Consider the following 24,767-nt stretch of genomic DNA (forward strand, 5'->3'; position numbering starts at 1 on the left):
TGGCTGGGGGGGATAAAAATGCCCTCGGTTAACCATAGCAAACCTGAACGCGTTACAGGCTCAGCACTGACGTCTTTTCTGTCTCAATAGCAGGTTCGGGCATCTCCCCCTTTTTGCGCGCACTGATTTCCTGAATGATTTTGGCAAAGCGCGCTTCATTGAGTGTGTAAAATACGCCCATAATGATCGCCGCACTGATAGCCAGTGCACAGGGCCAGAGAAATATCAGCGTGCGCAACCCCAGCAACGTCTGGCTGCTTTGCACCGCATGAGGGATGTAACCGATGTGCGTCAGCATGATCCCCGGCAGGAAACCGGCGAGCGCAGCAGAAATTTTGCGTGAGAAGGTATAGCCGGTGTACACCGACCCTTCGGCGCGGATGCCGGTTTTCCATTCGCCGTAATCCACCGTATCCGGCACCAGCGCCCAGTTGAGGCTGTTGACGAAGGCGGTGCCAAAAAAGGCCATGCAGGAAAACAACACGAAAGAGAGTGAGCTGGTGCCCCACAGGAAATTCATCACATCTCCCGCCGCCCACAGCCCTAACCCGCCCATATAAACCTGTTTTTTGCCAAACCGCTTCACCGCGCCGGGGACCAGAAGCACCCCGAACAGAATGCAGCCCATGCTGAAAAAACCCATCCACGACAGCAAACCGATATCGTTGAGAACGTACTGGGTGTAATAGACCTGGATCGCCAGTTTGATGTTGAAGGCGGCCAGCGTGCACAAATTGGCGATGCACAACACCAGCAACGGCGGGTTGTGGAAGATGGCGCGAAAGGATCGCAGAATGCTGGGCTGATGCCCTTCCGGCGTGATCGTCACGTAGCGCTCTTTTACGCCGCTGTAACACCACCACATGCAAAACACGCCGCAGGTGGCGAAGATCAGCGCGGCGATAAGGTATCCCAGCGAAGGCGACTGGCTGAACAACGCCTGCACAGGCATAAATCCGACCGTACACAACAGTAAACCCAGCGTTGCCCCGCCCTGACGCCACGCGGCAAGTTGCGCGCGTTCATGGGATTTTTTGGTCATGGCCGGAACCATCGCGCCGTAGGAACAATTCATCAGGCTGTAGAACAGGCCGAACAACATAAACAGCACGGTGGCGAGCGCCGTTTTCACCGGCAGACTGAAATCATTCGCCATGAACTGCGCCGTCGCCACCAGCCCGACCGGCACCGACGCATAGAGAATGAATGGCCTGAACTTTCCTCTGGCGCCGGGGCGACGGCGTGAGTCGAGCAACACGCCGGTCAGCATGTCGGTAAAGGCGGTGAAGAACTTCGCGACTAAAAAGATCACCCCGCCATAGAACGCCGGCATCCCCAGTTCATCGGTGTAAAACTTCAACAGATACAAGGTGCCGATGCACAACATCAGGTTTGAGCCAAAATCGCCCATTCCGTAGGCGCACTTCTCACGCAGCGTCAGCGGATCATCGGAGTGTAAATGCGTCATAATCGATCCTCATTGCGCCCGCAGGCGCGCCATTCTGTTGAGTGAATTACGCCTGACGTTTTCGGTTTTCTATTTCAGCAACGATGCGCACGTACATTTTTTCGTTGAGGTTATAGAAGCAGCCCATCGCCACAATGGTGATCGCCGCCAGCGCACAGGGATAGATGAAGATCAGCTGGCGCAGCCCTTCGCGGGTCCCCGCCGACTGCACCACGTTAGGCACATAACCGATCTGCGTCAGCATCCAGCCAGGGAAGAACCCGGCCAGCGCCTGCGACACTTTGCGAAAGAAGGTGAAACCGGTGTAAACCGTGCCTTCCGAGCGCACGCCGGTGCGCCATTCGCCGTATTCCACGGTGTCCGATACCAGCGCCCAGTTGAGGCTGTTCACAAACGCCGAGCCAAAGAATGCCAGGCAGGAGAACGCCACAAAACTGACCGACCCGCCGCCAAAGAAGTAGTTGAGAACGTCGCCAATAATCCACAGCGCCAGCCCGCCGATATAGACTTTTTTCTTGCCGAACCGCCGCACCGCGCCGGGCATCATAAACACGCCGATGAAAATGCATCCCATACTGAAAAAACCCATATAGGAGAGCAGGATAGGATCATTGAGCACGTACTGCGTGTAATACACCTGAATCGCCAGTTTGACGTTGAACGCCCCCAGCGTGCAGAGATTGGCGATGCAAAGAATGAACAGCGGACGGTTACCGGCGATGGCGCGAAAAGACGCCAGCAGCCCCGGCTTTTGCGCTGAACTGGCGGGCTGCGCCTCGACATACCGCTCTTTTACCCCGGCATAGCACAGCCACATAAACAGTAACCCCACCAGTGAAAACAGCGTGGCGGCGAAGATATAACTGCGCTGCGAATTGCCTTCCAGCAGATTCATCACCGGTACAAACCCCACCGTACACAACAGCAGGCCCAGCGTTGCACCGCCCTGCCGCCACGCCGCCAGTGAGGCGCGCTCGTCCGGATTTTTTGTGATGGCAGGCACCATCGCGCCGTATGAGCAATTCATCATGCTGAAGAACAGCCCGTACAGCATGAAGAGCACCGTCGCCACCACCGTTTTACCGGTGATCTCAAACGGCGTGCCGACGAAATTGGCCACCGCCAGTAAGGTGACCGGGAACGCGGCGTACAACACAAACGGGCGGAACTTGCCTTTCGGGCCGATATTACGCCGGGAATCCAGCATGATGCCGGTGCCCATATCGGTGAAAGCCGTGAAGAATTTGGCAATCAGGAAGATGATGCCGCCGTAGGTGCCCGGTAATTCCAGCACATCGGTATAGAATTTCAGCAAGTACAGCGTGCCGATATCCAGCAGGATATTGGAACCTAAATCCCCCATTCCGTACGCCAGTTTTTCTTTGAACGGTAAGCGCAGGGTGGCGGGATCAGCAGTGCGGGTCTGACTCATTATTCTTCTCCTTGTGCCGCCGGTACCTGATGACAGCGCACCGGCGGGTGAGCCTTATCAGATATGCCGGAAACCACTGAACAGCGCTGCCCACTCGCTGTCGGCACGGTAAAATACCGGCGGTTTTCCCAGCGGAGCATCGACGGTTTTCTCGCCGCCGTGGCAGGTTTCCCCGGTCCACAGGTTGATCCAGGTGTCCTGCGGCAGATACAGCGACCACTCGCGACGCCCTTCCTCATACACCGGTGCCACCAGCAGATCGCGGCCAAACAGATACTGGTATTTCAGCGAATAGGTGTGCGCATCGTCTTCGTAATGCAGGAACAGCGGACGCATCACCGGCAGGCCGCGTTGGGCGTTCTGCGCCACGGCCTGTTTGATGTAAGGCTTCATGCGGGTGAAGACGTCCGTCATGCGCGCAAAATGCGCAATGGTGTCGGCATCGCCGTCAAACTGCCAGTTATCTCCCGGACGGTTGCCTTCGTGGGTGCGCATCATCGGCGTGAAGGCGCTGAAATCGCACCAGCGCAGCAACAACTCTTTGCTGCGTTTCATCCCGAACAGGGTGGTATAACCGCCGATGTCGCTGTGATGTAAGCCGTGACCGCTCATCCCCAGAGAGAGTGCGGCAGGCACGACGGACGCCAGCCCATCGTCCAGACTCCAGTCCACGTTTTGATCGCCCGCCCACATCATCACCGAGTATTTCTGGCTGTGGGTGTAGCCGGCGCGCATGAAGAACAGGATTTCGCCGAGCTTGCCGGTTTCCTGTAGCGCTTCGTAGTTACACTTCGCCCACAGTGCGGGCCAGGCGTTGTGCATGATTTCTGCGCTGACGCCGTTGTGCAGGAAGGTATCGGTCGGCAGATATTCGCCAAAATCGGCCATCCAGCCACCGCAGCCCAGTTCAATCAGGTTCTTTTTGATGATGTTCTTAAACCAGTCATAGGCCGCCGGATGGGTCAGATCGACCACACCGGCGTAAAACTCACCGAACTCGACGTGGTAATCCGCACCGCTGGCATCTTTGGTCAGATAGCCCTTTGCCGAGGCTTCTGCGCACAGGTCACGATCGCTGGCGACATACGGATTGATGTACGACAGGAATTGCACGCCCTCCTCTTTCCACCGGCTAATACGCTCGTCGAGTTGCGGGTACAATTCGCGGCTCCATTTCCAGTTCCACATCACGCGCTTACCAAAGGACGTCATGCGGATCCCGGACCAGTCCTGCGCCCAGATGCCGTTGACCTTCACGCCGCCGTCGCGCATGACATCGAGTTTTTGCTGGCAGACGTCGGTGCCGCCCTGAATGCCCAGCGTCACTCCATCAAACACCCAGTCCGGTAATTCAGGCTGTCGCCCCAGCAGAGCCGTGAGTTTTTCCAGCAGGCTGATGTAAGTGTCCGCACACTCAAAAATCAGCGTCGCGTTGTCTTCCCACATCGCCAGCTCGTGATATTCGGGCGCGCTGAAATCGAAATTCATGTAGCAACTGTTTTCGACGTGGCAATAGTATTTTTGCGTGCTGACGAACGTCGGTTGCGGGAAGAAGGTCCAGTAATAATCGCCCCCGGCATTCTCTTTGCAGTCCGCCTGCCAGGTGACGTAAGTTTGCTTGTTGCGCCCGACGCCCTGCTCGCTGGTCCACAGCGGGAAAGGCTTTCCGCGCAAGTCGAAGTAGGAGAACTGTTCGCCACAGCCGTAGATATGATCTTCCGCCTGCGCCGCCAGCCGCAGCCAGATGCGGTTGTGCGCCCGGTCCTGGTTTTGCAGCGATATCCGCAAACGGCCACGCTCATCGCAGGTGACCTGAAGCGTCGCAGTGAGCAGGTTTGTGCGGCTGAAATGGAACAGCCAGCCGTCTGACTGAGGAGTCACCGTCACATCGCGCAGGGCGATTTTCTCGTTCAGACGATCTTTAATACTGAAATTGCCGCGAAACATTTCAATATCGGCTTCTCCGCCGCCAATCCATAAACAGGGTGCATCTGGCGTATGACGCAGAATAAGCCGGTGTTGGTATACCAGCGAAAATTCATTATTACCCGCCGTTAATTCAAGATGAGAAAGGGTATTTTGTAGGGTACTCATGGTGAACTCCGTCTATTTTTTTATGTCATCAATGCGTTCAGGAATTTATATTTTTCGCTGTTTTTATTTTGCATTAATGTCCAGCAAACCTGCGGCCACGGCGGGAGCCAGCCCCGGCGCAAGTGGCAGCCGTGGAATAACCAGACAGTGGAGCAGATGATATATATCCTGCTTGCCGTCCCAGACTTTGGTGGTGACGCGATTATCGGTATCCAGCTCCTGCCACCACGAACCGTTCTCATAGTCGATTAAATAAGTGATGCAGTATTCCCACCATGTCTGATACCAGGATTCATATTGCGTATCGCCGGTGACGCAATACAACGCATAGGCGGTGCCCATCGCTTCGACGATTGGCCAGCGAACCCGTTCACGTACAATCGGTTTGCCGTCCCAGCCGACGGAATAGACAAAGCCGTCAGCGCCGTCCGGCGCCCAGGCATCGCGAAGGGTCGCGTGGAACAACCCTTTGGCATCTTCCAGCAACCAGCCCGGAGGCGTTTCAAAGCGGGCTTCCAGCGCGGCATGGAGATGCAGCATCAGACGCCCCCATTCGATCCAATGGCCCGGCGTGCCGCCATAGGCGCGGAAACGGTGCGCGGGATTATCCTGGTTGTAATCCCGGATCGGGTTCCACTGCGCATCGAAGTGCTCGTTGACGCGGTACTCGCCCTTTCTGGCGACGTCATGAATGATCACCGAAGCAATTCTCAGCGCGCGATCCAGCCATTTGCGATCGTGAGTGACGTCGTAAACAATCAGGAAGGCCTCGACGGCGTGCATGTTGGCATTGCCGCCACGGTAATCTTCCGTCTGAGTGAAAGCTTCATCCCACGACTCGAGACACATCTGTTCGTCTTCGCTCCAGAAGTATTTTTCAATCACACCGATGGCCTGATCGAGTAATTTTCTGGCGTCGGGGTGGCCGGTAGTGACCGCGCTGGCCGCGCCCAGTAACACGAAGAAATGCTGATATCCCTGCTTCGATGCGTCTGCCACGCCTTCATCATTAACGCAGGCGTACCAGCCGCCATATTTTTTATCTGCCAGCGCGCCGTTGAGGGTGCGGATACCGTGATCCACCAGCGAATACGCGCCGGGACGCCCCATGCCCGCGGCAACCGAATAGACGTGCAACATGCGGGCGGTGATCCACAAATGCGTGCCCATATCTGCCCGGACTTGCCCGTTATTTCCCAGCCAGCCAAAGCCGGTGGGCACGGCCGCCTGTTTGCCGAAATCAAAGATCCGGTCGGTTTCCTGCTCCAGCCAGTGGTTGTGGCTCAACGTATTAAACCATTTCATCATTCAGTCCTCTGGTTAGCGGCGGGCCATCATTTCGTCAACAATCTCGCCAAGGCGTTGCAGCTTAGGCGCGGAGATGTCACGCAGCATGAGCCCGGTATCCGGCAACCCCACAACCGATGACCACACCGCGCGCCCGGCGAGAAAACCGGATGCGCCAGCCGTCATCGCCACGCTGACCGCGCGCGGGAACAGCTTTTCATCAACGCCCGATGAGAGGATCACCCACGGCATGCTGATCTGTTCATTCAGCTTGCGGGAGGCGGCGAGCAGTGCCGCCTGGGGGCCGTTGCCGTACAGTGGCATTTCCACTTTGTAGAGATCGGCTCCGCTGTCGCCGAGTTCTTTTGCCGCATCGATAATTGCCAGTTCGCGGTCAAAGTTATCGCCACGACGCGGCGGCCTGACCACCGGTTCGATAATGCTCAGCAGGCCATGGGCGTGGCACAGATGATTGAAGTCTTTCACCATGTCCAGACGCTGTTGCGGATCTTCATCGCTGCGCCACAGCACCAGTAACTTCAGGGCTTTGCCGCCGTTATCGCGCACAGCCTGCGCATCCACCTGCCGGTCGATCTCCACGCTGTCCACCGGAATGCCGTTGCCGGGAATAAATGCGTCGGCGGCGACGATGGTGGCGCAGCTCTGCGCGACGGCCCGTTGTTCGACCACCTGCCGGTAGCAGAACTGCTGATCGACCAGAATGGCCGACGCGAAAGGCGATAAGATTTTGGCGGCATTCACTTTGAAATCAGTCAGGGTCTGATCGGATACCGGCGGCTTCGCGCCTGCCGTCACGAACATTGAGCGCATCGCTTCCCGCTGGTCGACAGCCAGCATGGCAAAACCGCCGGAAGGCCGGGCGATGTCTCTGAGGGTGTAGTTATTCATTCATCTTTCCTTTGTTAAATCATTACTGTGTGGATTTTTGAGTGAGTCCGGCGCTGGTGCGTACCTGCTCGAGAATGGCGGTCCAGTCCTGACGACCGCGCCCTGCGGCACGCGCCTGGTTGTACACTTCGCGGGAAGCGGCACCGAGCGGCATCGGCACATGAAGCTGGTTCGCCACGTCGAGCGCGATCCCCAAATCTTTGTGGGCGAGGTCAATCATGAAGGCCGGTGACAGGTCACCTTTCAGGACTTTATTCGGCCATGTGGTGGTGAAATGGCCTTTGCCGGCGGGTGTGCCGCTCATCACTTTCAGGGCAACATCGAAGGAGAGATCCAGCGCTTCGCACAGCACGGCGGCTTCGGCGGAGAGCGCATTCAGCGCAATACTCATGTAGTTGTTGATCAGTTTGACGCGGATGCCTTTGCCCGGACCGCCCGCATTGATAAGCTCCGACCCCATCGCCATCAGCACCGGCGTGGCGCGTTCAACCTGTTCCGGCGTGCCGCCCGCCAGCAGCAGCAAGGTGCCGGCAATGGCGTGATCGGACGTTCTGCCCACCGGCACATCCATCATGCTGAAGCCTTTCAGACGCATCTCGCCGATCAGGCTGTCGGTGTGCAACGGATGAATGGTGGACATGTCGATCACCAGCGCAGACGGCGATAAGGTTTCGCAAACCCCGCCTTTCGCAAATAAAGCCTCACGCACCAGATCGCCATTGGGCAGCATGGTGATCACGAATTCGGCGTCCTCTGCCGCCTGCGCGGCACTGCCACAGCCGGTAGCCCCCTGCTTAACCAGCACTTGCGTCGCCTGCGGGTTCAGATCAAAAACCCGCAAGCTGTGCCCTTTCTTGATCAGATTGCTGGCCATCGGTGACCCCATCTGCCCCAGACCAATAAATGCGATAGTTGCCATGCACGTCTCCTTTTCAATGACAGCGGGTGTCATTTTTTGATTATCTGCGATGTTGTTATTTGTCTTTTTTTGATCGTATTTGTAATTTCAAGTCAAAAAATTGACAGCCATCACTTTTTTAACAATTGGCTTAATTAAAATAAATCCACCAAAAATGCTTAAGGAATAGCCATGATTCGTATTGCTTGTGTCGGAATTGCCGTGATGGATCGCATTTACTGCGTGGAGAATTTACCGTCGGAAGGGGGGAAATATGTCGCTCAAACCTATGCCGAAGTGGGAGGCGGTCCGGCTGCCACGGCGGCGGTAGCGGCGGCAAAGCTGGGGGCACAGGTGGATTTTATTGGCCGCGTGGGGGATGACGACACCGGCGACCGGCTGCTCGAAGAGCTTGAATCTCTGGGGGTAAATACCCGTTATGCCCTGCGCGTCAAACAGGCCAGGTCATCGCAATCTGCCGTTCTGGTGGATGCGCGCGGTGAACGCATCATCATCAACTATCCCAGCCCGGATCTGCCGCAAGGCGGTGAATGGCTGAACGATATCGATTTTTCACAATGGGATGTGGTGCTGGCGGATGTGCGCTGGCATGAAGGCACCAGGCAGGCGTTTACGCTGGCGCGCAACGCCGGTGTGATGACAGTGCTGGATGCCGACGTCACGCCGCAGGATATTTCGGCGCTGGTGGCATTGAGCGACCATGCGGCTTTCTCCGCACCGGGTTTACAGCGGCTGACGGGCAGCAGTGAGGCAGAAAGCGGGCTCAGGCATGCAAAAACGCTCACAAACGGACAGGTGTATGTCACCCATGGCGCAGACGGATGCTTCTGGTGGGAAAACAACAGGCTGCATCATCAGCCAGGGTTTCGCGTAGACGTCGTGGATACCACCGGTGCGGGGGATGTGTTTCATGGCGCGCTGGCGATAAGCCTCGCGCAACACCTGCCTGTGGCGGAGGCAGTGCGGTTTGCCAGCGGCGTCGCGGCGCTGAAATGTACGCAGCCAGGCGGGCGGGCCGGTATTCCCGACTGTGATCAAACCCGGTCTTTTATGTCACTTTCTGTATAGAATACGACTCAGACGCTCATTTTAGGGGTATGGCTATGAGTCTTACTGAACTGACAGGTAACCCGCGCCACGATCAGCTGTTAGCACTGATTGCTGAACGCGGTTACATGAATATTGAAGAGCTGGCGGCGCTGCTGGACGTCTCGACGCAAACCGTTCGTCGCGATATCCGCAAACTCAGCGAGCAGGGATTAGTGAGCCGCCATCATGGGGGCGCGGGCCGGGCGTCGAGCGTGGTCAATACCGCCTTTGAGCAGCGGGAGATTTCCTGGACGGAAGAAAAGAAAGCCATCGCCGAAGCGATTGCCGATTACATTCCCGACGGTTCCACGGTGTTTATTACCATCGGCACGACCGTCGAGCAGGTGGCGCACGCCCTGCTCAACCACAGCCATTTGCGCATTATCACCAACTGTTTGCGGGTGGCGCATATTCTGTATAAAAATCCGCGCTTTGAGGTGATGGTTCCGGGCGGCACGCTGCGTCCGCACAATGGCGGGATTATTGGCCCGTCCGCTACGGCGTTTGTCGCCGGTTTCCGGGCGGATTATCTGGTCACCAGCGTCGGCGCGATTGAGAGTGACGGCGCATTGCTGGAGTTTGATGTCAACGAGGCCAGCGTGGTGAAAACCATGATGGCGCATTCCCGGCATATCTTGCTGGCGGCGGATCACACCAAATATCACGCCTCGGCTGCGGTAGAAATAGGCAATGTCTCGCAGGCCACGGCGCTGTTTACCGATGAACTTCCGGCTGCCGGGCTGCTAAAAGTGTTGAAAAATCATCAGGTGGAAGTGATTAACGTCAGTTCGGCGGAATAAAAAAAGGCCGACATGTCTGTCGGCCTTTTCGAAGTATGACGGGAATTATTGTACGGCAGCGAAGGCTTCAGCGACCTGTTTCACGTTATGGTGATTCAGGCCAGCCATGCAGACGCGGCCACTGGCGATCAGGTACACACCAAACTCTTCGCGCAGACGCACCACCTGCGCTTCGCTGAAACCGGTATAACTGAACATCCCGCGCTGTTGCAGCAGGTAATCAAAGTTACGGCCCGGCAGCGCCGTTTTCAGGGTATCGACCAGCGTGTGGCGCATTTCCAGAATACGGGTCCGCATCTTCTCCACTTCGGCTTTCCACTGGGCGTTCAGCGCGCTGTCGCTCAGCACTTTCGCCACCACTTTTGCACCGAAATTCGGCGGGCTGGAGTAGTTACGGCGCACGGTCGCTTTCAGCTGGCCCAGTACACGGCCTGCGGCGTCGCTGTCTTCACACACCACGGATAACCCGCCCACGCGCTCGCCGTACAGGGAGAAAATTTTCGAGAAGGAGTTACTGACGAAGCAGTTTACGCCCGCAGAGGCCATCGCGCGGATGGCGTAAGCGTCGTCGTCGATGCCCGCGCCAAAGCCCTGATAGGCGATGTCGAGGAACGGGATCAGCTCGCGCTGTTTGGTGACTTCAATCACCTGATCCCACTGCGCCGGCGTCAGGTCAGAACCGGTCGGGTTGTGGCAGCACGGATGCAGCAGCACGATGCTTTGCGCAGGCAAGGTGTTCAGACGTTCGATCATCGCGGTGAAATTCACGCCCAGCGTCTGCGGATCATAGTACGGGTAGGTGTGAACTTTAAAACCCGCGCCGGCAAAAATGGCCACGTGGTTTTCCCAGGTCGGGTCGCTCACAAACACTTCAGAATTCGGGAAGTAAAACTTCAGGAAATCAGCGCCGACTTTCAGTGCACCGGAACCGCCGACGGTCTGAATCGTCGCGATACGCTGTTGTTTCAACGCCGGATGTCCGGCACCAAACAACAGTTCCTGAATGCCTGCGCGGTACGCGGTCAGACCTTCCATTGGCAGATACACTGACGCGGCCTGCGGCCCGGCGTTCAGCTGATTCTCTGCATTTTCCACCGCCGCCAGTTGCGGAATAATACCCTGCTCGTCGTAATAAAGACCGATGCTCAGGTTCACCTTGTCTTGTCTTGGATCGGTCTTGAAGCTTTCCATCAGCGACAAAATCGGGTCACCGGCATAGGCATCGACATGTTGGAACACGGTATAGATCTCCTTGGTTTGGTTAAGTAGCGCGGCGATCTCACGGCCGGAGCGGCGGATCAACACTGTTTCACAGACTATCAAAGTTCGTTAAAGAAAATGACAACTATGTTGGCATTTTTCAGGCACGCCCCGCATATAAAACCGCCCGTTCGTCTGAGATGCTGTTGGGCTCACATAGACCAGGATCATACAGACACCTCAGCGACCGGAGCATCTCAATATGGCGCAGCCCTCAGAACCCTGCGCCCTGTTTGTCTCAATGTGGTCAGACGCTGTAACGCCCCGGACGGTGGTTCATCGCAATGATCAGATTGACGATCACCGCGCCCAGCACCGAGGCAATCAGCATTTCATAGCTGACGACAAACAGCGAAGCGAGCACGATGCAGCAGTCCACGCCCATTTGCAGTTTACCGGCGCGGATGCCGTATTTGTCCTGCAGAAACAGCGCCAGAATGTTCATGCCGCCGAGGCTGGCTTTGTGGCGAAACAGCACAATGAAGCCGATGCCCATGATCACGTTACCAAACAGCGTGGCGTAGAAAGGTTGCAGATGATCGAAATGAACAAACAGCGGATGCAGATCGGAGAAGACCGAAACCATCGCCACGGCGGCGAAAGTTTTCAGGGTGAACTGCAAGCCCATGCGGCGAAAAGACAGATAGTAGAAAGGAAGGTTGATGATAAAGAAGGCCGTGCCGAATGACACCTGCGTCAGGTAGTGCGCCAGAAACGCCATGCCTGCCGTGCCGCCGGTCAGCGCGCCAACCTGACGCAGCATCACCACGCCAAATGACACCATCAGCGTGCCGATCACTATCGCCAGCACGTCTTCTGTCACGGTGTGCGTGGAGCCTGGTTGTTCCACCGGCTTTTCTAAACTGTCGAGACTTGCCATAAATACCCATTTCCCCAAAGAATAATCACTAACGTCGTTTTAGCGATAATTAAGGAGATACGCGAACAAGGCAATATTCACGCACGGAATTTGCATTAAAAAACGAAAATAAGATTTTTAGTGGCGTTAATTATTCTTTACATGCACAAATTGCGCATTTTAATTAATAATTATGCACCACGAAAGTGAAGATGCACCAATATAAATCACCATAACAGTGCGGGGAAAATAACCCTTTGCGAATTTCACCCTACGGTTAATAAGCCGTTTTCTTTTAGGCGGTTAAGCACGACTGACGTTTTTACATGGGCGACACTTTTATGCACAGAAAGGATCTGGCTTATCAACGTGCTTAAACCGGCTAAATCTTTCACCGCGACTTTCAGCAAATAGTCGGCATCTCCGGTGGTTTTGTAGGCATCGATAATGGCGTCCACGTCACCCAGCATGCTGTGAAATGCCTCGACCTGCGCGGGCAAGTGATTGATTAAACGCACTTCGATAAGGCCGATCATCCCAAGCCCCACCGCTTCCGGTGCAAGCCGGGCATGATACCCGAGGATCATCTGCGCCTGTTCCAGGCCGATACGGCGGCGTGAGCATTGCGAGGCAGATAATCCCACCAGCTCGCTGAGTTCCTGATTGGTCAGTCTTCCGTTGGCTTGTAATAATGTCAAAATTTTCAGGTCGTAATCATCAACGCTGTACATGGCACCTTTCCTGTCATTATATTTTTTGTCTGTGATGAATTTCAGTTGCAAAGACTATACCCACGTAAATACTTATCGGCTGTTTTTTCTTATACTTGCGCAGATTAATTGCAAACAGAATGATTTCATCGCAAGGACAGAATAATGAAAAAGATCTTCACCCCTCTCGCCCTGCTCGCCCTTTTCCCCACGCTGGCAATGGCAGACGCCACATCCTCACATCTTGAGCGCGTTATTCAGAAAGGCTCCCTGAATGTCTGCACCACCGGCGACTATAAACCCTATACCTTTTTGAAGGAAAACGGCCAGTACGAAGGCATTGATATCGCCATGGCGGAATCGCTGGCGGCCAGTCTGGACGTGAAAGTGAACTGGGTGCCGGTCACCTGGAAATCACTGATGGATGAGATGACCGCCGGGCATTGTGATATCGCCATGGGCGGGATTTCGGTCACGCTCAAGCGCCAGCAGAAAGCCTGGTTCGCCAACGTGCTGGATCAGGATGGCAAAATTCCGCTGGTGCGTTGTGAAGACGTGCGTAAATATCAGACGGTCGCCCAGCTGAATACGCCTTCGGTTCGCCTGATCGAACCGGCGGGCGGCACCAATGAAGCCTTTGTTCACAGCCATCTGCCAAAAGGCTCGCTGACACTCAGCGACAACGTGACCATCTTCCAGAAGCTGGTGGATAAGAAAGCAGACGTGATGATCACCGATGCATCCGAAGCGTTGTACCAGCAAAAACGCTATCCGAAACTGTGTGCGGTCAATCCGAAGAAGCCGCTGCAATATGGCGAGAAAGCCTACATGTTGCCGCGTGATGATGTGAGCTGGAAGATGTATGTCGACCAGTGGCTGCACCTGAGTAAAGCCACCGGCGACTATCAGAAAGTTGTCAGCCAGTGGCTGGCGGTGAAGAAGTAAGTCTTAATCACCGATGTACTGGCGGGTAACGCGTTCGCTCAGCTGAGTGATAAGTTCGTAAGCACTGATGCCGGTGGCCGCAGCAACGCGCTCCGCCGGTAACGCTTTGCCCCAGAAAATCACTTCATCACCGACGTTGTCCGTGGCTTGCGGCCCTAAATCGACGGTGATCATATCCATCGAGACGCGTCCGGCAATCGGCACAATGCGGCCATTCACCAGCACCGGCGTGCCGTTGGGTGCGCTGCGCGGATAACCGTCGCCATACCCCATCGCCACCACGCCAAGGCGGGTGTCACGCTCGCTGACCCAGGTGCTGCCGTAACCCACCGGCTCACCGGCGGCATGTTCACGCACGGCGATCAGGCTGGACGTGAGCGTCATCACCGGCTGTAAACCAAAATCACTGGCATCACCGGTTTCCATCGGTGACACGCCGTAAAGGATAATACCCGGACGCACCAAATCCAGATGCGACTGCGGCCACAGCAAGATCCCGCCGGAGGCCGCGATGGATTTCAGCCCCGGTTTACCTGCGGTAACGTCCGTGAAACAGCGCATCTGTTTCGGTGTGGCATCGCTTTGCTGCTCATCGGCGCGGCAAAAATGGCTCATCATATTCACCGGCTGCACCACGTTCTGACAGGCACTCAGACGCTGATAACACGCATCGGCCTGCGCCGGCTGAACGCCCAGACGGTGCATACCGGTGTCAATTTTCAGCCAGACGTTGAGGGGCGCGGTCAGTTGCGCGTTTTCCAGCGCCTCGATCTGTTCGTGACTGTGTACGGCGGTATGCAACTGATGCTCCACCAGAAGCGGCAATTCGCTGGCGGAAAAGAAACCTTCGAGCAGCAGAATGGGTTTCACAATCCCGGCCTTACGCAGCGATAACGCTTCACTGAGCCGGGAGACGCCGTAAAAATCGGCGTCCTGCAAGCTGTGCACCGTCTCCAGCAGACCGTGCCCATAAGCGTTTGCTTTCACTACCGCAACCAGACGACTTTGTGGTGCCAGATGACGTACCCGTTGCAGATTGTGTCGCATAGCGCGGCGATCAATGACAGCCGTAGCCGCTTTCATTTTGAGTCCTTTGCATGAAATTGAGATTTTTTGATAGCCGGGTGGAGAACCAAACCCCACCTGACCTCCCCTTATGAACGGGGAGGGATAAATTCAAAACCGGGAGGTTAATCCTCGTCGTATTGCGGTCCACCGTAATTGTCGAAGCGCGACCACTGACCGTTAAAGGTCAGGCGGACGGTACCGATCGGGCCGTTACGTTGTTTACCGAGGATGATTTGCGCGATGCCTTTTTCTTCACTGTTATCGTGATAAACCTCGTCACGGTAGATGAACATGATCAAGTCGGCGTCCTGCTCGATGGAGCCGGATTCACGCAAGTCGGAGTTGACCGGGCGTTTATCAGCGCGCTGCTCCAGGCTTCGGTTCAGCTGCGACAGCGCCACCACCGGCACCTGCAACTCTTTCGCCAGCGCTTTGAGCGAGCGGGAGATTTCGGCGATTTCCAGCGTACGGTTATCGGACAGTGCCGGAACGCGCATCAGCTGGAGGTAGTCGATCATGATCAGGCTCAGGCCGCCGTGCTCACGGAAAATACGTCGCGCACGCGAACGGACTTCGGTAGGCGTCAGGCCGGAGGAGTCATCGATATACATGTTACGTTTTTCGAGCAGAATGCCCATGGTGCTGGAAATACGCGCCCAGTCTTCGTCATCAAGCTGACCGGTACGGATTTTGGTCTGGTCAACACGGGAAAGCGACGCCAGCATACGCATCATGATCTGGTCGCCGGGCATCTCAAGACTGAAGATTAACACCGGTTTATCCTGCATCATCGCGGCGTTTTCGGCGAGGTTCATCGCAAACGTGGTTTTACCCATCGACGGACGCGCCGCCACGATAATCAGATCCGATTTTTGCAGACCGGCGGTTTTCTTATCGAGGTCCGCATAGCCGGTAGACACACCGGTCACGCCGTCGTGCGGCCGCTGGAAGAGTTCTTCGATACGGGAAACGGTGCTTTCCAGAATGCGGTCGATGCTTTTCGGGCCTTCGTCTTTACTGGCGCGGCTTTCGGCAATCTGGAATACGCGGGATTCGGCTAAATCCAGCAGGTCTTCGCTGCTGCGGCCCTGCGGATCGTAACCGGCATCGGCAATTTCATTGGCGACGGAAATCATTTCGCGCACAACGGCACGTTCGCGCACGATATCCGCATAAGCGCCGATGTTGGCCGCACTTGGGGTATTTTTTGAGAGTTCTGCCAGATAGGCAAAACCGCCGACCGAGTCCAGATCCCCTTTTTGCTCAAGAGATTCAGACAGCGTAATCAGGTCGATCGGTTTGCTCATTTCCAGCAAACGCTGCATTTCGGTAAAAATCAGACGGTGCGGCCTGCTGAAGAAATCATTGCTGACCACGCGCTCGGCGACGTTATCCCAGCGTTCGTTGTCCAGCATCAGCCCGCCCAGAACGGATTGCTCTGCTTCCAGCGAATGCGGCGGAAGCTTGAGGCCTTCCATCTGGCGATCGCGGGTTTCGTTCTGTTGATAGGTCGGTTTTTTTGCTGCCATCTGTGGGTTACTTCCTGCTCTAAGCGCCTGTTTTGTGAGCGTCGGGCCTGTGGAAAACCAAAGCCAGACTAGCGCGTTAGTATAGGTTGTCATGTCTCATTTCAAAAGGGTATTAACCCGCTGTGCCTAAAATCTGGATTGTCCCCGGCATTTAGCCTAGGGTTGAAATCAGACTCCATCACGAGGAAAAAGCATGGCAAAGCGCATCCAGTTTTCTGAAACAGGTACACCCGACGTTCTGCAATATGTTGATTATCAGCCACAAGACCCGCAGGCAGGTGAAGTGCAGGTCGAAAACAAAGCCATCGGCATTAATTATATTGATACCTATGTGCGCAGCGGCCTGTATCCGCCGGCCAGTTTCCCGGCCGGATTAGGCACCGAAGCCGCTGGCGTGGTCAGTAAAGTGGGCAGCGGCGTGACCGGCATCCAGCCGGGCGATCGCGTGGTGTACGCGCAGTCTGCGCTGGGCGCATACAGCGAATTCCATAACGTGCCGCAGGAAAAAATCGCCCTGCTGCCGGAAGCCATCAGTTTCGAGCAGGCGGCAGCGTCCTTTTTGAAAGGGCTGACGGTGTATTATTTACTGCGCAAAACCCACGAAGTGCAGGCCGGGGAAACCATTCTGTTCCACGCCGCAGCCGGTGGCGTTGGGCTGATTGCCTGCCAGTGGGCAAAAGCGTTAGGCGTGAAGTTGATCGGTACCGTGGGGTCTGACGAGAAAGCGGAACGCGCGAAACAGGCCGGTGCCTGGGCAACGATTAATTATCAGAAAGAAGATATCGCCACCCGCGTGGCAGAACTGACTGACGGCGAAAAAGTCGGGGTGGTTTACGATTCCGTCGGCAAAGACACCTTTGAGAAATCACTGAACAGCCTGAAACGCCGCGGTTTGCTGGTGAGTTTCGGCAACGCCTCCGGCCCGGTAAAAGGCGTGGATCTGGCGATCCTCAATCAGAAAGGTTCACTGTTCGTCACGCGCCCTTCCCTGAATGGCTACGTGACTAACCGTGAAGAACTGGCCGAAGCCAGCAGCGAGCTGTTTTCACTGATCGCCAGCGGCGCGATAAAAGTGGACGTCAGCGACGCGCAAAAATTCCCGCTTTCAGAAGCCCAACGCGCGCATGAAACGCTGGAGAGCCGGGTGACACAAGGATCGAGCTTACTTATCCCTTAAATGCAAAAAAGGCTTCCAGAATATGGAAGCCTTTCTTACTGTCTGATCCAGACGACCTCTGATGTCAGACGGGTACTGCCGTAGGGTACTGCCAGGTAAATCCGAAGGGTGGTGTCACTTAAGCGACTATTGTGTACCTCATCGGACTTGATGAATTCAGTTTATGGCCTGCTGACCACGTATGAATGCCATCCTAACAGTCACCCATGTTAAAAAATATGATTTATAACTTTTGACCGCACTTTCTGATCCAGCTTGTGATCGCTAGCACATAAGCAAAAGTTATTGATGCAACAGTTACATTTTTTTGCGCTCAAAACACAGCCAGCAATCATCATGATTTCATGCGGTTACAATAACGACTAATTTGAAATTGTTATCAGGGTAAGCGACGGCGACGGTATTTTGGCTCATCCGCACGGAAAAATGCCCGGTAAATCCAGACCGCGACCACGGCCAAAACCAACCATGGCAACATTTTAATAACAATCGCCAGGAACCCGCCGAGCATCATCAGCGCAAACGCGACAATCAGTGCGGCAGCCATCCCCAGCAAAGACACGCCGGTCACCATCAGCACAAAGAAAAAGCCAAGCACAAAGAGAATTTCCAGCATCGGGTGCTCCTTAATAAGCGAAGGGTGTTAAGACCTGTTGTCAAAACCCTGATCACTGTTACAAGAAACGTGCCAACTGACACTGACAGATAATGCATTGAAATATAAGGAAGAGAATAACCCGCAGGCGCGGACGGCCTGCGGAAAGATAGTGATTTTGACTAACAGATAGTGATTTTACTCACCCGCTTTCAGGCCTGCGCCGCGACTTCCTGCTGCTGATGCGCCACCATCTGCAACGCCTGTTCCACCACATCAATACCCGCGCCTGCTTTGTGCGCATTCTCGCTGAGATGGCGACGGAACTGACGCGCACCCGGCACGCCCTGGAACAAGCCAAGAATGTGGCGGGTAATGTGGCCGAGATAGGTGCCTTTACTCAGCTCCGCGTCGATATACGGATACAGCGCACGGATGATGTCCGGCCCGGTTTTCAGCGGTGCATCAGAGCCGAACAGCTCGCGATCGACGTTCAGCAACATGCCCGGATTCTGGTAAGCCTCGCGACCGACCATCACGCCATCCATAAATTGCAGGTGCGTTTTGGCTTCTTCTAGGGTTTTGATGCCGCCGTTTACCGCCATCGTCAGATGCGGGAAATCACGCTTGAGCTGATACACACGCGGGTAATCCAGCGGCGGAATTTCACGGTTTTCTTTCGGGCTGAGGCCGGAAAGCCAGGCTTTGCGCGCATGGATAATGAACGTATCGCAGCCGCCATTTTCTGATACCTGGCGGATGAAATCACACAGGAATTCGTAGCTGTCCTGATCGTCAATGCCAATGCGGGTTTTGACCGTGACCGGAATAGAAACCACGTCACGCATGGCTTTGATGCAGTCGGCGACCAGCGACGCCTGCCCCATCAGACAGGCACCAAACATACCGTTTTGTACGCGATCCGACGGGCAACCGACGTTCAGGTTAATCTCGTCGTAACCGCGCTCTTCCGCCAGTTTCGCACAATGCGCCAGATCAGCCGGATTGCTGCCGCCAAGCTGCAACGACACCGGATGTTCAGCGTCGCCAAACCCGAGATAATCCCCTTTACCGTGAATAATCGCGCCGGTGGTGACCATTTCGGTGTACAGCAGCGTCTGGCCGGTCATCAGCCGGTGAAAATGGCGGCAGTGACGATCGGTCCAGTCGAGCATCGGCGCAACGGAAAAACGCTGGGCGGAAAACGGAGTAGTTTGGGGCATTGCGTGTTGAGTTTCTGACATCGACCTGACATTCGCTGAAGGAGTTTGCGGCACTCCCTCCGGCGCGGCGGCCAGAGGGAAGGTAATCGCTGATTATACCACAGAACAAAGATTCGGCATCTTGCGGGGTTTAGTGGCTTTCTGAGGCTACCGCTTTTTCGGCTTTCCGCTCGGCATCGGTACGGCTGAGGCGCTGTTCCAGCACTTCGAGCGTCACCCCGCGGGTTTCCGGCACTTTGCACTGAATGAAAATCCAGCCAGCCAGACAGATCACGGCGTAGATGAAGAAACTGCCCGCCGCCCCCAGCGCCGCGTTCATCAGCGGGAAGGTGTAGGTCAGCAGGAAACAGGCGATCCACAATGCCAGCGTGCCCACCGCCATCGCGTTACCGCGCACCCGGTTAGGGAAAATTTCAGACAGCAGTACCCAGGTCACCGGCGCCAGCGTCTCGCGGGCGTATTCCACTGAACCGATACGTTGCAGCACTTTTTCCGCCTGAGGATAGCGGTTAGCTTTCGCCAGCCAGCGTGGGGATTCCGGCACCACGAACATCAGGGCCAGGAAGATGGCGGCCGGGATAGCTTCGGCACCAAACATGTAGCGCCAGCCGGTCTGACCGTTCCAGCTTTGTAAAATATCCGCCTGCACGGCGGCTGAGGCGACCGGTTCGGCAATCATCAGATTGATAAGCTGGGCGGCCAGCACACCGAGCACAATCGTCAGCTGATTCACCGCCACAAAGCGCCCGCGTTTTTCTGCCGGACTGATTTCAGCGATGTAAACCGGTGCCAGTGCGGACGCCAGACCAATGCCGACGCCGCCGACGATCCGCCAGAAAACAAAGCTGTTAAAGCTGTCAGCCAGCGCCGTACCGACACCCGAAGCGGTGAAAAGCACGGCGGCGATTATCAGAGGCAGACGGCGTCCGTAGCGGTCGGAAAGCGTGCCAGAACCCGCCGCGCCCAGCACGCAGCCCAGCAGCGCGGAGCTCATCGCCCAGCCGGACATTGCCGCGTCGGTGATGCCAAAATACGCCTCGTAGAAAGGTTTGGCTCCGCCGATCACCACCCAGTCATAGCCAAACAGTAAGCCGCCGCAGGCAGCCACCAGACAAATCATCCACACGTAGGGCATATTTAAAGCTTTTGAATCAGACATAAGCATTCCTCATTCCGGGATGTTAATTGTCGCGCTGTGCAGCGACATGTGCTGTGTCAGAGATTCGCCGGGCGATAACACCCGCAGCGAGCCACCCTGTGGCAGATGATGATCATTTGCCGCATGGGTCATGGGTTCAAAGCAGAAGAAGTCGTGCTGATAGCCGGGGTCGAAACGGCTGTCGGAGATAAACAGGAAAAATACCGGGCATTCCGGAGATGTCGTCAGCCGAAGCTGATGGCCGGATTCAGGCCAGACAATCTCTGCCTTGCCATCCCAGCCGGAAAAACCATTATTCACCCAGCGGCGGGGAAGCGGCTTTGGCGTGCAGAAATCCAGACCGGCGGGCAGTTCATGATGATGCTTGCCCGCCAACCACTGCGCGTCCTCCTGCCAGTAACCGGACGCGTTAGCCTGTAAAAGTGTGGTTTCGCTGAGCGGGAAAAACGGATGCCATCCCAGCCCGAAAGGCAACGGATCTGCCCCCTGATTCGTGATGCGCAGACGCATATCCAGCCTGCTGTCCTGCAAAGAAAAATGCTGCTCCGCACGGTAGCAGTAACTGTCGCTGTGATGCGTAAAGGCCAGCGTCAGCGCGTCCTCACTCTGGAAAATGCATTGCCAGTTTCCCAGCCAGCCATCGCCATGCAGATAGTGCGCGTCCCCGGTGTTGGGCGGCAGCGTGTAATGACGGCCTTCAAAATCAAAAGCATTGCCTTTCAGGCGGTTACCAAAAGGCAGAAGCGGAAAACACGCCGACTCTGCGGCGGGTGTTTCCTCACTCAACACTGACGGGCGCAGCAGATGGACATTGCCGTCCGTCCGCTTTGCCAGCAGTTGCAAGAGGGTGCCGCCCGAGGGCGACACGGTCATTGCAAGGTGATGATTCTCCAGAGAATACAGCGGCATTTTTCTCTTCTCCTTCACTCAGCAATCCGGCAACTGCGAGAAGAGATGCGCTTTGCCACAGGCAGGATCCAGCGCGAAGATTTGCTGCAACACATCAGCAAAGGCTTCGTCTTCCAGACCGCGCAGCGCCAGCGCTTTCACCAGAAGACAGTGAATGCGATGTTCTTTCTGGCGATCGCCGGTCAGCACCACTAAATCCGGCAATGACACCGCGAAGAAATCGGCGTGGACAGGCTGATCCGCCGCGCTTTCCGCCCATTCCAGCATTTGCCGGAAGACCTGACGGCTTTGCACCACATCGTTAAGTTTGCGCAGCGCCATGCCCTGATAGAACACATAATCCACCGGCTGATCGTTGTAATAACGCCGCTCGCCAATCCCTTTATCGCCCGCGGCGGCACGCTCAAACCATGCCTGCGCCTGTTTATGCTGCTGAAGCTTTTGCGCGCAAATGCCCAGCCAGAAGCAGATATCGTTATCCGTTTGCCCGACCAGCCGCCCTTCGCTGAGGTTTTGCGGGTATTCCAGCGCGGACAGTAAAAGCGCCTGTGCGGCAACCACATCTACGCTGTTGAGATAATCAAACGCCAGCAACTGTTTGTTCAGCAGATACTGGCCGGTGATGCGCCCTTCACCGCCTTCCCACGGATGAAATTTCCGGTCGGCCAGCAGCGCCCTTGCCGCCTGTAGCTGACCGCACTGGTGATATAAACTGAGCAGTTCAGCGGTCAGGTCGTCGCGCTGCGTGGCGACGGGCAGCACTTTCTCGAGCCGCGCCAGACGGATTTGCGGCGCTACGCCGGTCAGACGATTAAGCAGATCAGATTCAAATAACAGCCGCGCATCCTGCGGCTGTAGCCGGCACGCCTCTTCCAGACAGCGGCGTGCTTGGGCGGCGTCCTGCTTCTGATTCCACGCATCAATCCCCAGCCCGCGCCAGGCATCCGCAAAGTCAGGTTCCAGTTCCAGACAACGCTGCCAGCAGGCCACTGCCGTTTGTGTATTGCCTTTGCTGTAATGGAAAGAGGCCAGCAAGTGCAGGGCAAAAGCGTCATCAGGGAAAGCCGCAAGCATACGCACTTCCGCCAGCCATTGCGGGAAACGGACATGCTGCGGAAAAGCCTTTCGCGCCGCCAGACACAATGCCTCGCGCTCTTCTTTTTGCAGGGAAGCCTGCAAATACAGTGGCAGTGTTTCCTGACTGTTGAGGACGTTCAGCGCGTCGAGTGCCATCGCATCCAGCCCGCAAGCGGTCAGCTGATCAGCAATATTCATGGCATTTTCACCACGCTGCCCGGTGACATCCCGCAACTGCGCGGCTGATTGCGCATCACGAGAAAGGTGATAACGCAGGAAGTGCAGCAGGTAATGCAGCGGATAGCGTTGTAAATGTTCTTCGATATAGGTCCGGGCATCCTGATTCATCAGGCACAGCAAGGTGGCTTTCAGGCCAATCAGACCGTAATGGTTGGCCTGCGTCGCCAGCCCCTGCTCGCAGAAATTCAGTGCCTGCGGGTACTGCCCGCGGCGGGTGGCAATCCGCGCCAGGCCGAAGAAGCCCCCGGATTTGGCGTTCCCGCTCCAGACCGCGCGGTAATAACTGTCAAAAGCCGCATCAACATCGCCGGTTTGCTCAAGGGCATTCGCACGGACGAGGCTCGCCAGACCGCATTGCGGATTCTTATTCAGCCGGTGCGCCCGGCTCAGCGCCGCATCAGCAAACACCAGCGCCTGACTGAAATTCGCCTGATTGTAGCTGAGTGTGGCCAGCGCCAGATTGCAGCGGTAATCCAGTGGATCCAGTTCCACTCCGCGCCGGTAATAATTCACCGCTCCCTGGCTGGCATGGTTGTATTGCTCAAGATGCTGACCGATAAACCAGGCTTCGTCGGCAGAAGTGATGTCCTGCGCGGGGAATGGTGCGCTGGCAGGCGACGGTAACGGCGTTTCACTGGCCTGATGCTCCAGATAAGACAACAGTTCATGCCCCTGATCATCGCGCAAACGCAGCCGCAGGCGCGACGGAAATTCCCCGCTCGGTTCGCCCTGAAGCACGTCGCCCGGCTGCAAAGTGATGTCCTTTTCCAGCAGAATTTGCGTGCCATCCTCAGAAGCAATCTCAATTCGCGCGGCGATTAACGGGCTGACGGCGTAAACGCCCCACGCCAGTGTTTGCCCGTGACGTTCAAGTTTGATGACCGCCTGCTCAGAGGCATTCTGCACCGTGCCAAGATCGCTGTAAGGCAGGAAGTTCTGAACGAAACACTTCTCCTCGTAAGCATCCAGCCAGGTGAAATCCGGCTGATTGTCGGTGAATACGCCGGTCATCAGCTCGATGTAAGGCCCGTTGTTATCGGTCAGGTTGCGATCCCACGCGCGGCCGAAATCGCAGTTACCCCAGGTCCACTGCTTTTTGCCCGGCGATACGTGATGGTCAGCGATATGCAGCAATCCGCCCTGCTGCTCGTGGTCATACGCGCCGACGAAGTCATAGTCAGATTTGTCGGCCATGTAGGACGTCGGGACAGGAATGTTTTTGTAGCGCGAGATATCCACGCCCGCCGAATAATCCACTTTGTAGTAGGTGCCGGTGGCGATCGGGAAGGAAGAAACATCGCGTTTACCGTGGTCGAAAACGGCGGTGACATCGGGCGGAAATACGCTCTGATGACCGTCTCCGCCGGTGACTGCCGGATTTGCCCACCACAGGAAATGGCGTGGCGTCGGGTTGCCGTTGTAAATTTTGGCACTGATTTCCAGCAGCGCTTTATCGGGAAAGAGGGTAAAACCGGTCATCACCTGCAGGCCGCGCATCGGTTCCACTTCGCCCATCCAAACGGTTTGAGCGCCGTTATTGTGCGCCTGTACGGTGAAATCCACCGGCATAAAAGTGGTCGGACGGTGATGCTGCGGCCAGTTAAATTCGATACCACCTGAAATCCACGGCCCGAGTAAGCCGACCAGCGCGGGTTTCACGACGTCGTTGTAGTAGACAAAATCACGCTGTTTGATTTTGTCCCAGGCGCGGTGAACACGGCCACCCAGCTCCGGTAACAGCATGATTTTTAGATAATCATTTTCCAGATACAGCACCTGATAGGTTTTCATGACCTTTTCGCCGGTCAACGTATCCGTCACGCCGTACGGATAGACCGCACCGGAAGAGCCCTGATAAACCCGGTGCGCCAGAAACATCGGGTGCGTGTCCTGCTTTCCTGTCAGCCAGGTCGGGAGTTCGACCGCTTCCTGCCAGACTTTTACTGCTGTGCTCATGATTTCCCCTCAGTACGCCAGTCTGAAATATCAATTCCGGGATTCTACGCAGCGTACCGGGG

20 protein-coding genes are annotated in these 24,767 nt (G+C 56.0%); 4 read left to right on the forward strand and 16 right to left on the reverse strand.

From position 1 onward, the window contains the following. Positions 1-52: 52 nt before the first annotated feature. The 6 genes from ACO0U8_RS09215 to yihU form a co-directional block, all read right to left on the reverse strand. Entirely contained in the window at positions 53-1,468 is a 1,416-nt protein-coding gene (locus ACO0U8_RS09215; RefSeq protein ID WP_056776083.1) for an MFS transporter, read from the reverse strand. Positions 1,469-1,514: 46 nt separating this feature from the next. Next, positions 1,515-2,900 (reverse strand): MFS transporter, encoded by a 1,386-nt coding sequence (locus ACO0U8_RS09220; RefSeq protein WP_390974006.1) that lies wholly within the window; start codon positions 2,898-2,900, stop codon positions 1,515-1,517. A 57-nt stretch (positions 2,901-2,957) separates the two neighbouring features. Then, the gene (locus ACO0U8_RS09225; RefSeq protein ID WP_421670642.1) at positions 2,958-4,994 is read right to left on the reverse strand and encodes an alpha-glucosidase; all 2,037 of its coding nucleotides are present in this window, start codon (positions 4,992-4,994) and stop codon (positions 2,958-2,960) included. A gap of 63 nt (positions 4,995-5,057) precedes the next feature. Further along, positions 5,058-6,299, reverse strand: coding sequence for a sulfoquinovose isomerase (yihS, locus tag ACO0U8_RS09230; protein WP_421670695.1), 1,242 nt, complete (start codon positions 6,297-6,299; stop codon positions 5,058-5,060). Positions 6,300-6,314: 15 nt separating this feature from the next. Beyond that, positions 6,315-7,190, reverse strand: a complete 876-nt coding sequence (yihT, locus tag ACO0U8_RS09235) for a sulfofructosephosphate aldolase (protein WP_421670643.1) — start codon at positions 7,188-7,190, stop codon at positions 6,315-6,317. Between the two features lie 22 nt (positions 7,191-7,212). Further along, a complete protein-coding gene (yihU, locus tag ACO0U8_RS09240; RefSeq protein ID WP_414071771.1) occupies positions 7,213-8,109 on the reverse strand; it encodes a sulfolactaldehyde 3-reductase in 897 nt (298 codons plus the stop codon). Positions 8,110-8,280: 171 nt separating this feature from the next. Here yihU and ACO0U8_RS09245 point away from each other — a divergent pair, with 171 nt between their 5' ends. Both ACO0U8_RS09245 and ACO0U8_RS09250 read left to right on the forward strand, forming a co-directional pair. Next, entirely contained in the window at positions 8,281-9,177 is an 897-nt protein-coding gene (locus ACO0U8_RS09245; RefSeq protein ID WP_421670644.1) for a sugar kinase, read from the forward strand. A gap of 35 nt (positions 9,178-9,212) precedes the next feature. Beyond that, positions 9,213-9,998, forward strand: a complete 786-nt coding sequence (locus ACO0U8_RS09250) for a DeoR/GlpR family DNA-binding transcription regulator (protein WP_056776069.1) — start codon at positions 9,213-9,215, stop codon at positions 9,996-9,998. A gap of 45 nt (positions 9,999-10,043) precedes the next feature. Here the strand turns inward: ACO0U8_RS09250 and ACO0U8_RS09255 are convergent, their stop codons facing one another. From ACO0U8_RS09255 to ACO0U8_RS09265, 3 genes are all read right to left on the reverse strand, one after another. Beyond that, positions 10,044-11,237, reverse strand: coding sequence for an aromatic amino acid transaminase (locus tag ACO0U8_RS09255; RefSeq protein WP_056776067.1), 1,194 nt, complete (start codon positions 11,235-11,237; stop codon positions 10,044-10,046). 268 nt (positions 11,238-11,505) lie between these two features. After that, a complete protein-coding gene (locus ACO0U8_RS09260; protein WP_056776065.1) occupies positions 11,506-12,138 on the reverse strand; it encodes a YitT family protein in 633 nt (210 codons plus the stop codon). Positions 12,139-12,383: 245 nt separating this feature from the next. Next, positions 12,384-12,848 carry an Lrp/AsnC family transcriptional regulator gene (locus tag ACO0U8_RS09265; protein ID WP_421670645.1) on the reverse strand — a complete coding sequence of 155 codons (465 nt, stop codon included), beginning with the start codon at positions 12,846-12,848 and terminating at the stop codon, positions 12,384-12,386. Between the two features lie 144 nt (positions 12,849-12,992). Between ACO0U8_RS09265 and ACO0U8_RS09270 the strand changes: the two genes are divergently transcribed. Then, positions 12,993-13,772: a transporter substrate-binding domain-containing protein gene (locus tag ACO0U8_RS09270; RefSeq protein ID WP_056776060.1), complete on the forward strand. Its 780-nt coding sequence runs from the start codon at positions 12,993-12,995 to the stop codon at positions 13,770-13,772. Positions 13,773-13,775: 3 nt separating this feature from the next. Here the strand turns inward: ACO0U8_RS09270 and alr are convergent, their stop codons facing one another. Then, on the reverse strand, positions 13,776-14,855 hold the full coding sequence (gene alr / locus ACO0U8_RS09275; protein WP_421670646.1) for an alanine racemase: 1,080 nt from the start codon (positions 14,853-14,855) through the stop codon (positions 13,776-13,778). Between the two features lie 107 nt (positions 14,856-14,962). Beyond that, complete coding sequence (gene dnaB / locus ACO0U8_RS09280) at positions 14,963-16,369, reverse strand: replicative DNA helicase (RefSeq protein ID WP_056776056.1); 1,407 nt, start codon at positions 16,367-16,369, stop codon at positions 14,963-14,965. A 193-nt stretch (positions 16,370-16,562) separates the two neighbouring features. On the opposite strand from dnaB, the gene ACO0U8_RS09285 reads away from it, so the two are divergent. Then, complete coding sequence (locus tag ACO0U8_RS09285) at positions 16,563-17,546, forward strand: quinone oxidoreductase (protein ID WP_056776054.1); 984 nt, start codon at positions 16,563-16,565, stop codon at positions 17,544-17,546. 379 nt (positions 17,547-17,925) lie between these two features. On the opposite strand, the gene pspG is transcribed toward ACO0U8_RS09285, so the two are convergent. From pspG to ACO0U8_RS09310, 5 genes are all read right to left on the reverse strand, one after another. After that, a complete protein-coding gene (gene pspG / locus ACO0U8_RS09290; protein ID WP_056776051.1) occupies positions 17,926-18,162 on the reverse strand; it encodes an envelope stress response protein PspG in 237 nt (78 codons plus the stop codon). Between the two features lie 191 nt (positions 18,163-18,353). After that, positions 18,354-19,364, reverse strand: a complete 1,011-nt coding sequence (dusA, locus tag ACO0U8_RS09295; RefSeq protein WP_056776049.1) for a tRNA dihydrouridine(20/20a) synthase DusA — start codon at positions 19,362-19,364, stop codon at positions 18,354-18,356. 130 nt (positions 19,365-19,494) lie between these two features. Further along, a complete protein-coding gene (locus ACO0U8_RS09300) occupies positions 19,495-20,523 on the reverse strand; it encodes an MFS transporter (protein ID WP_421670647.1) in 1,029 nt (342 codons plus the stop codon). A 9-nt stretch (positions 20,524-20,532) separates the two neighbouring features. Further along, a complete protein-coding gene (locus tag ACO0U8_RS09305; RefSeq protein ID WP_390973986.1) occupies positions 20,533-21,432 on the reverse strand; it encodes an aldose 1-epimerase in 900 nt (299 codons plus the stop codon). Between the two features lie 18 nt (positions 21,433-21,450). Further along, complete coding sequence (locus ACO0U8_RS09310) at positions 21,451-24,705, reverse strand: DUF5107 domain-containing protein (protein ID WP_421670648.1); 3,255 nt, start codon at positions 24,703-24,705, stop codon at positions 21,451-21,453. Positions 24,706-24,767 lie beyond the last annotated feature (62 nt).

The sequence above is a fragment of the Rahnella sp. EDr1-12 genome (genome assembly GCF_049206505.1).
Taxonomy (GTDB): domain Bacteria; phylum Pseudomonadota; class Gammaproteobacteria; order Enterobacterales; family Enterobacteriaceae; genus Rahnella; species Rahnella rivi.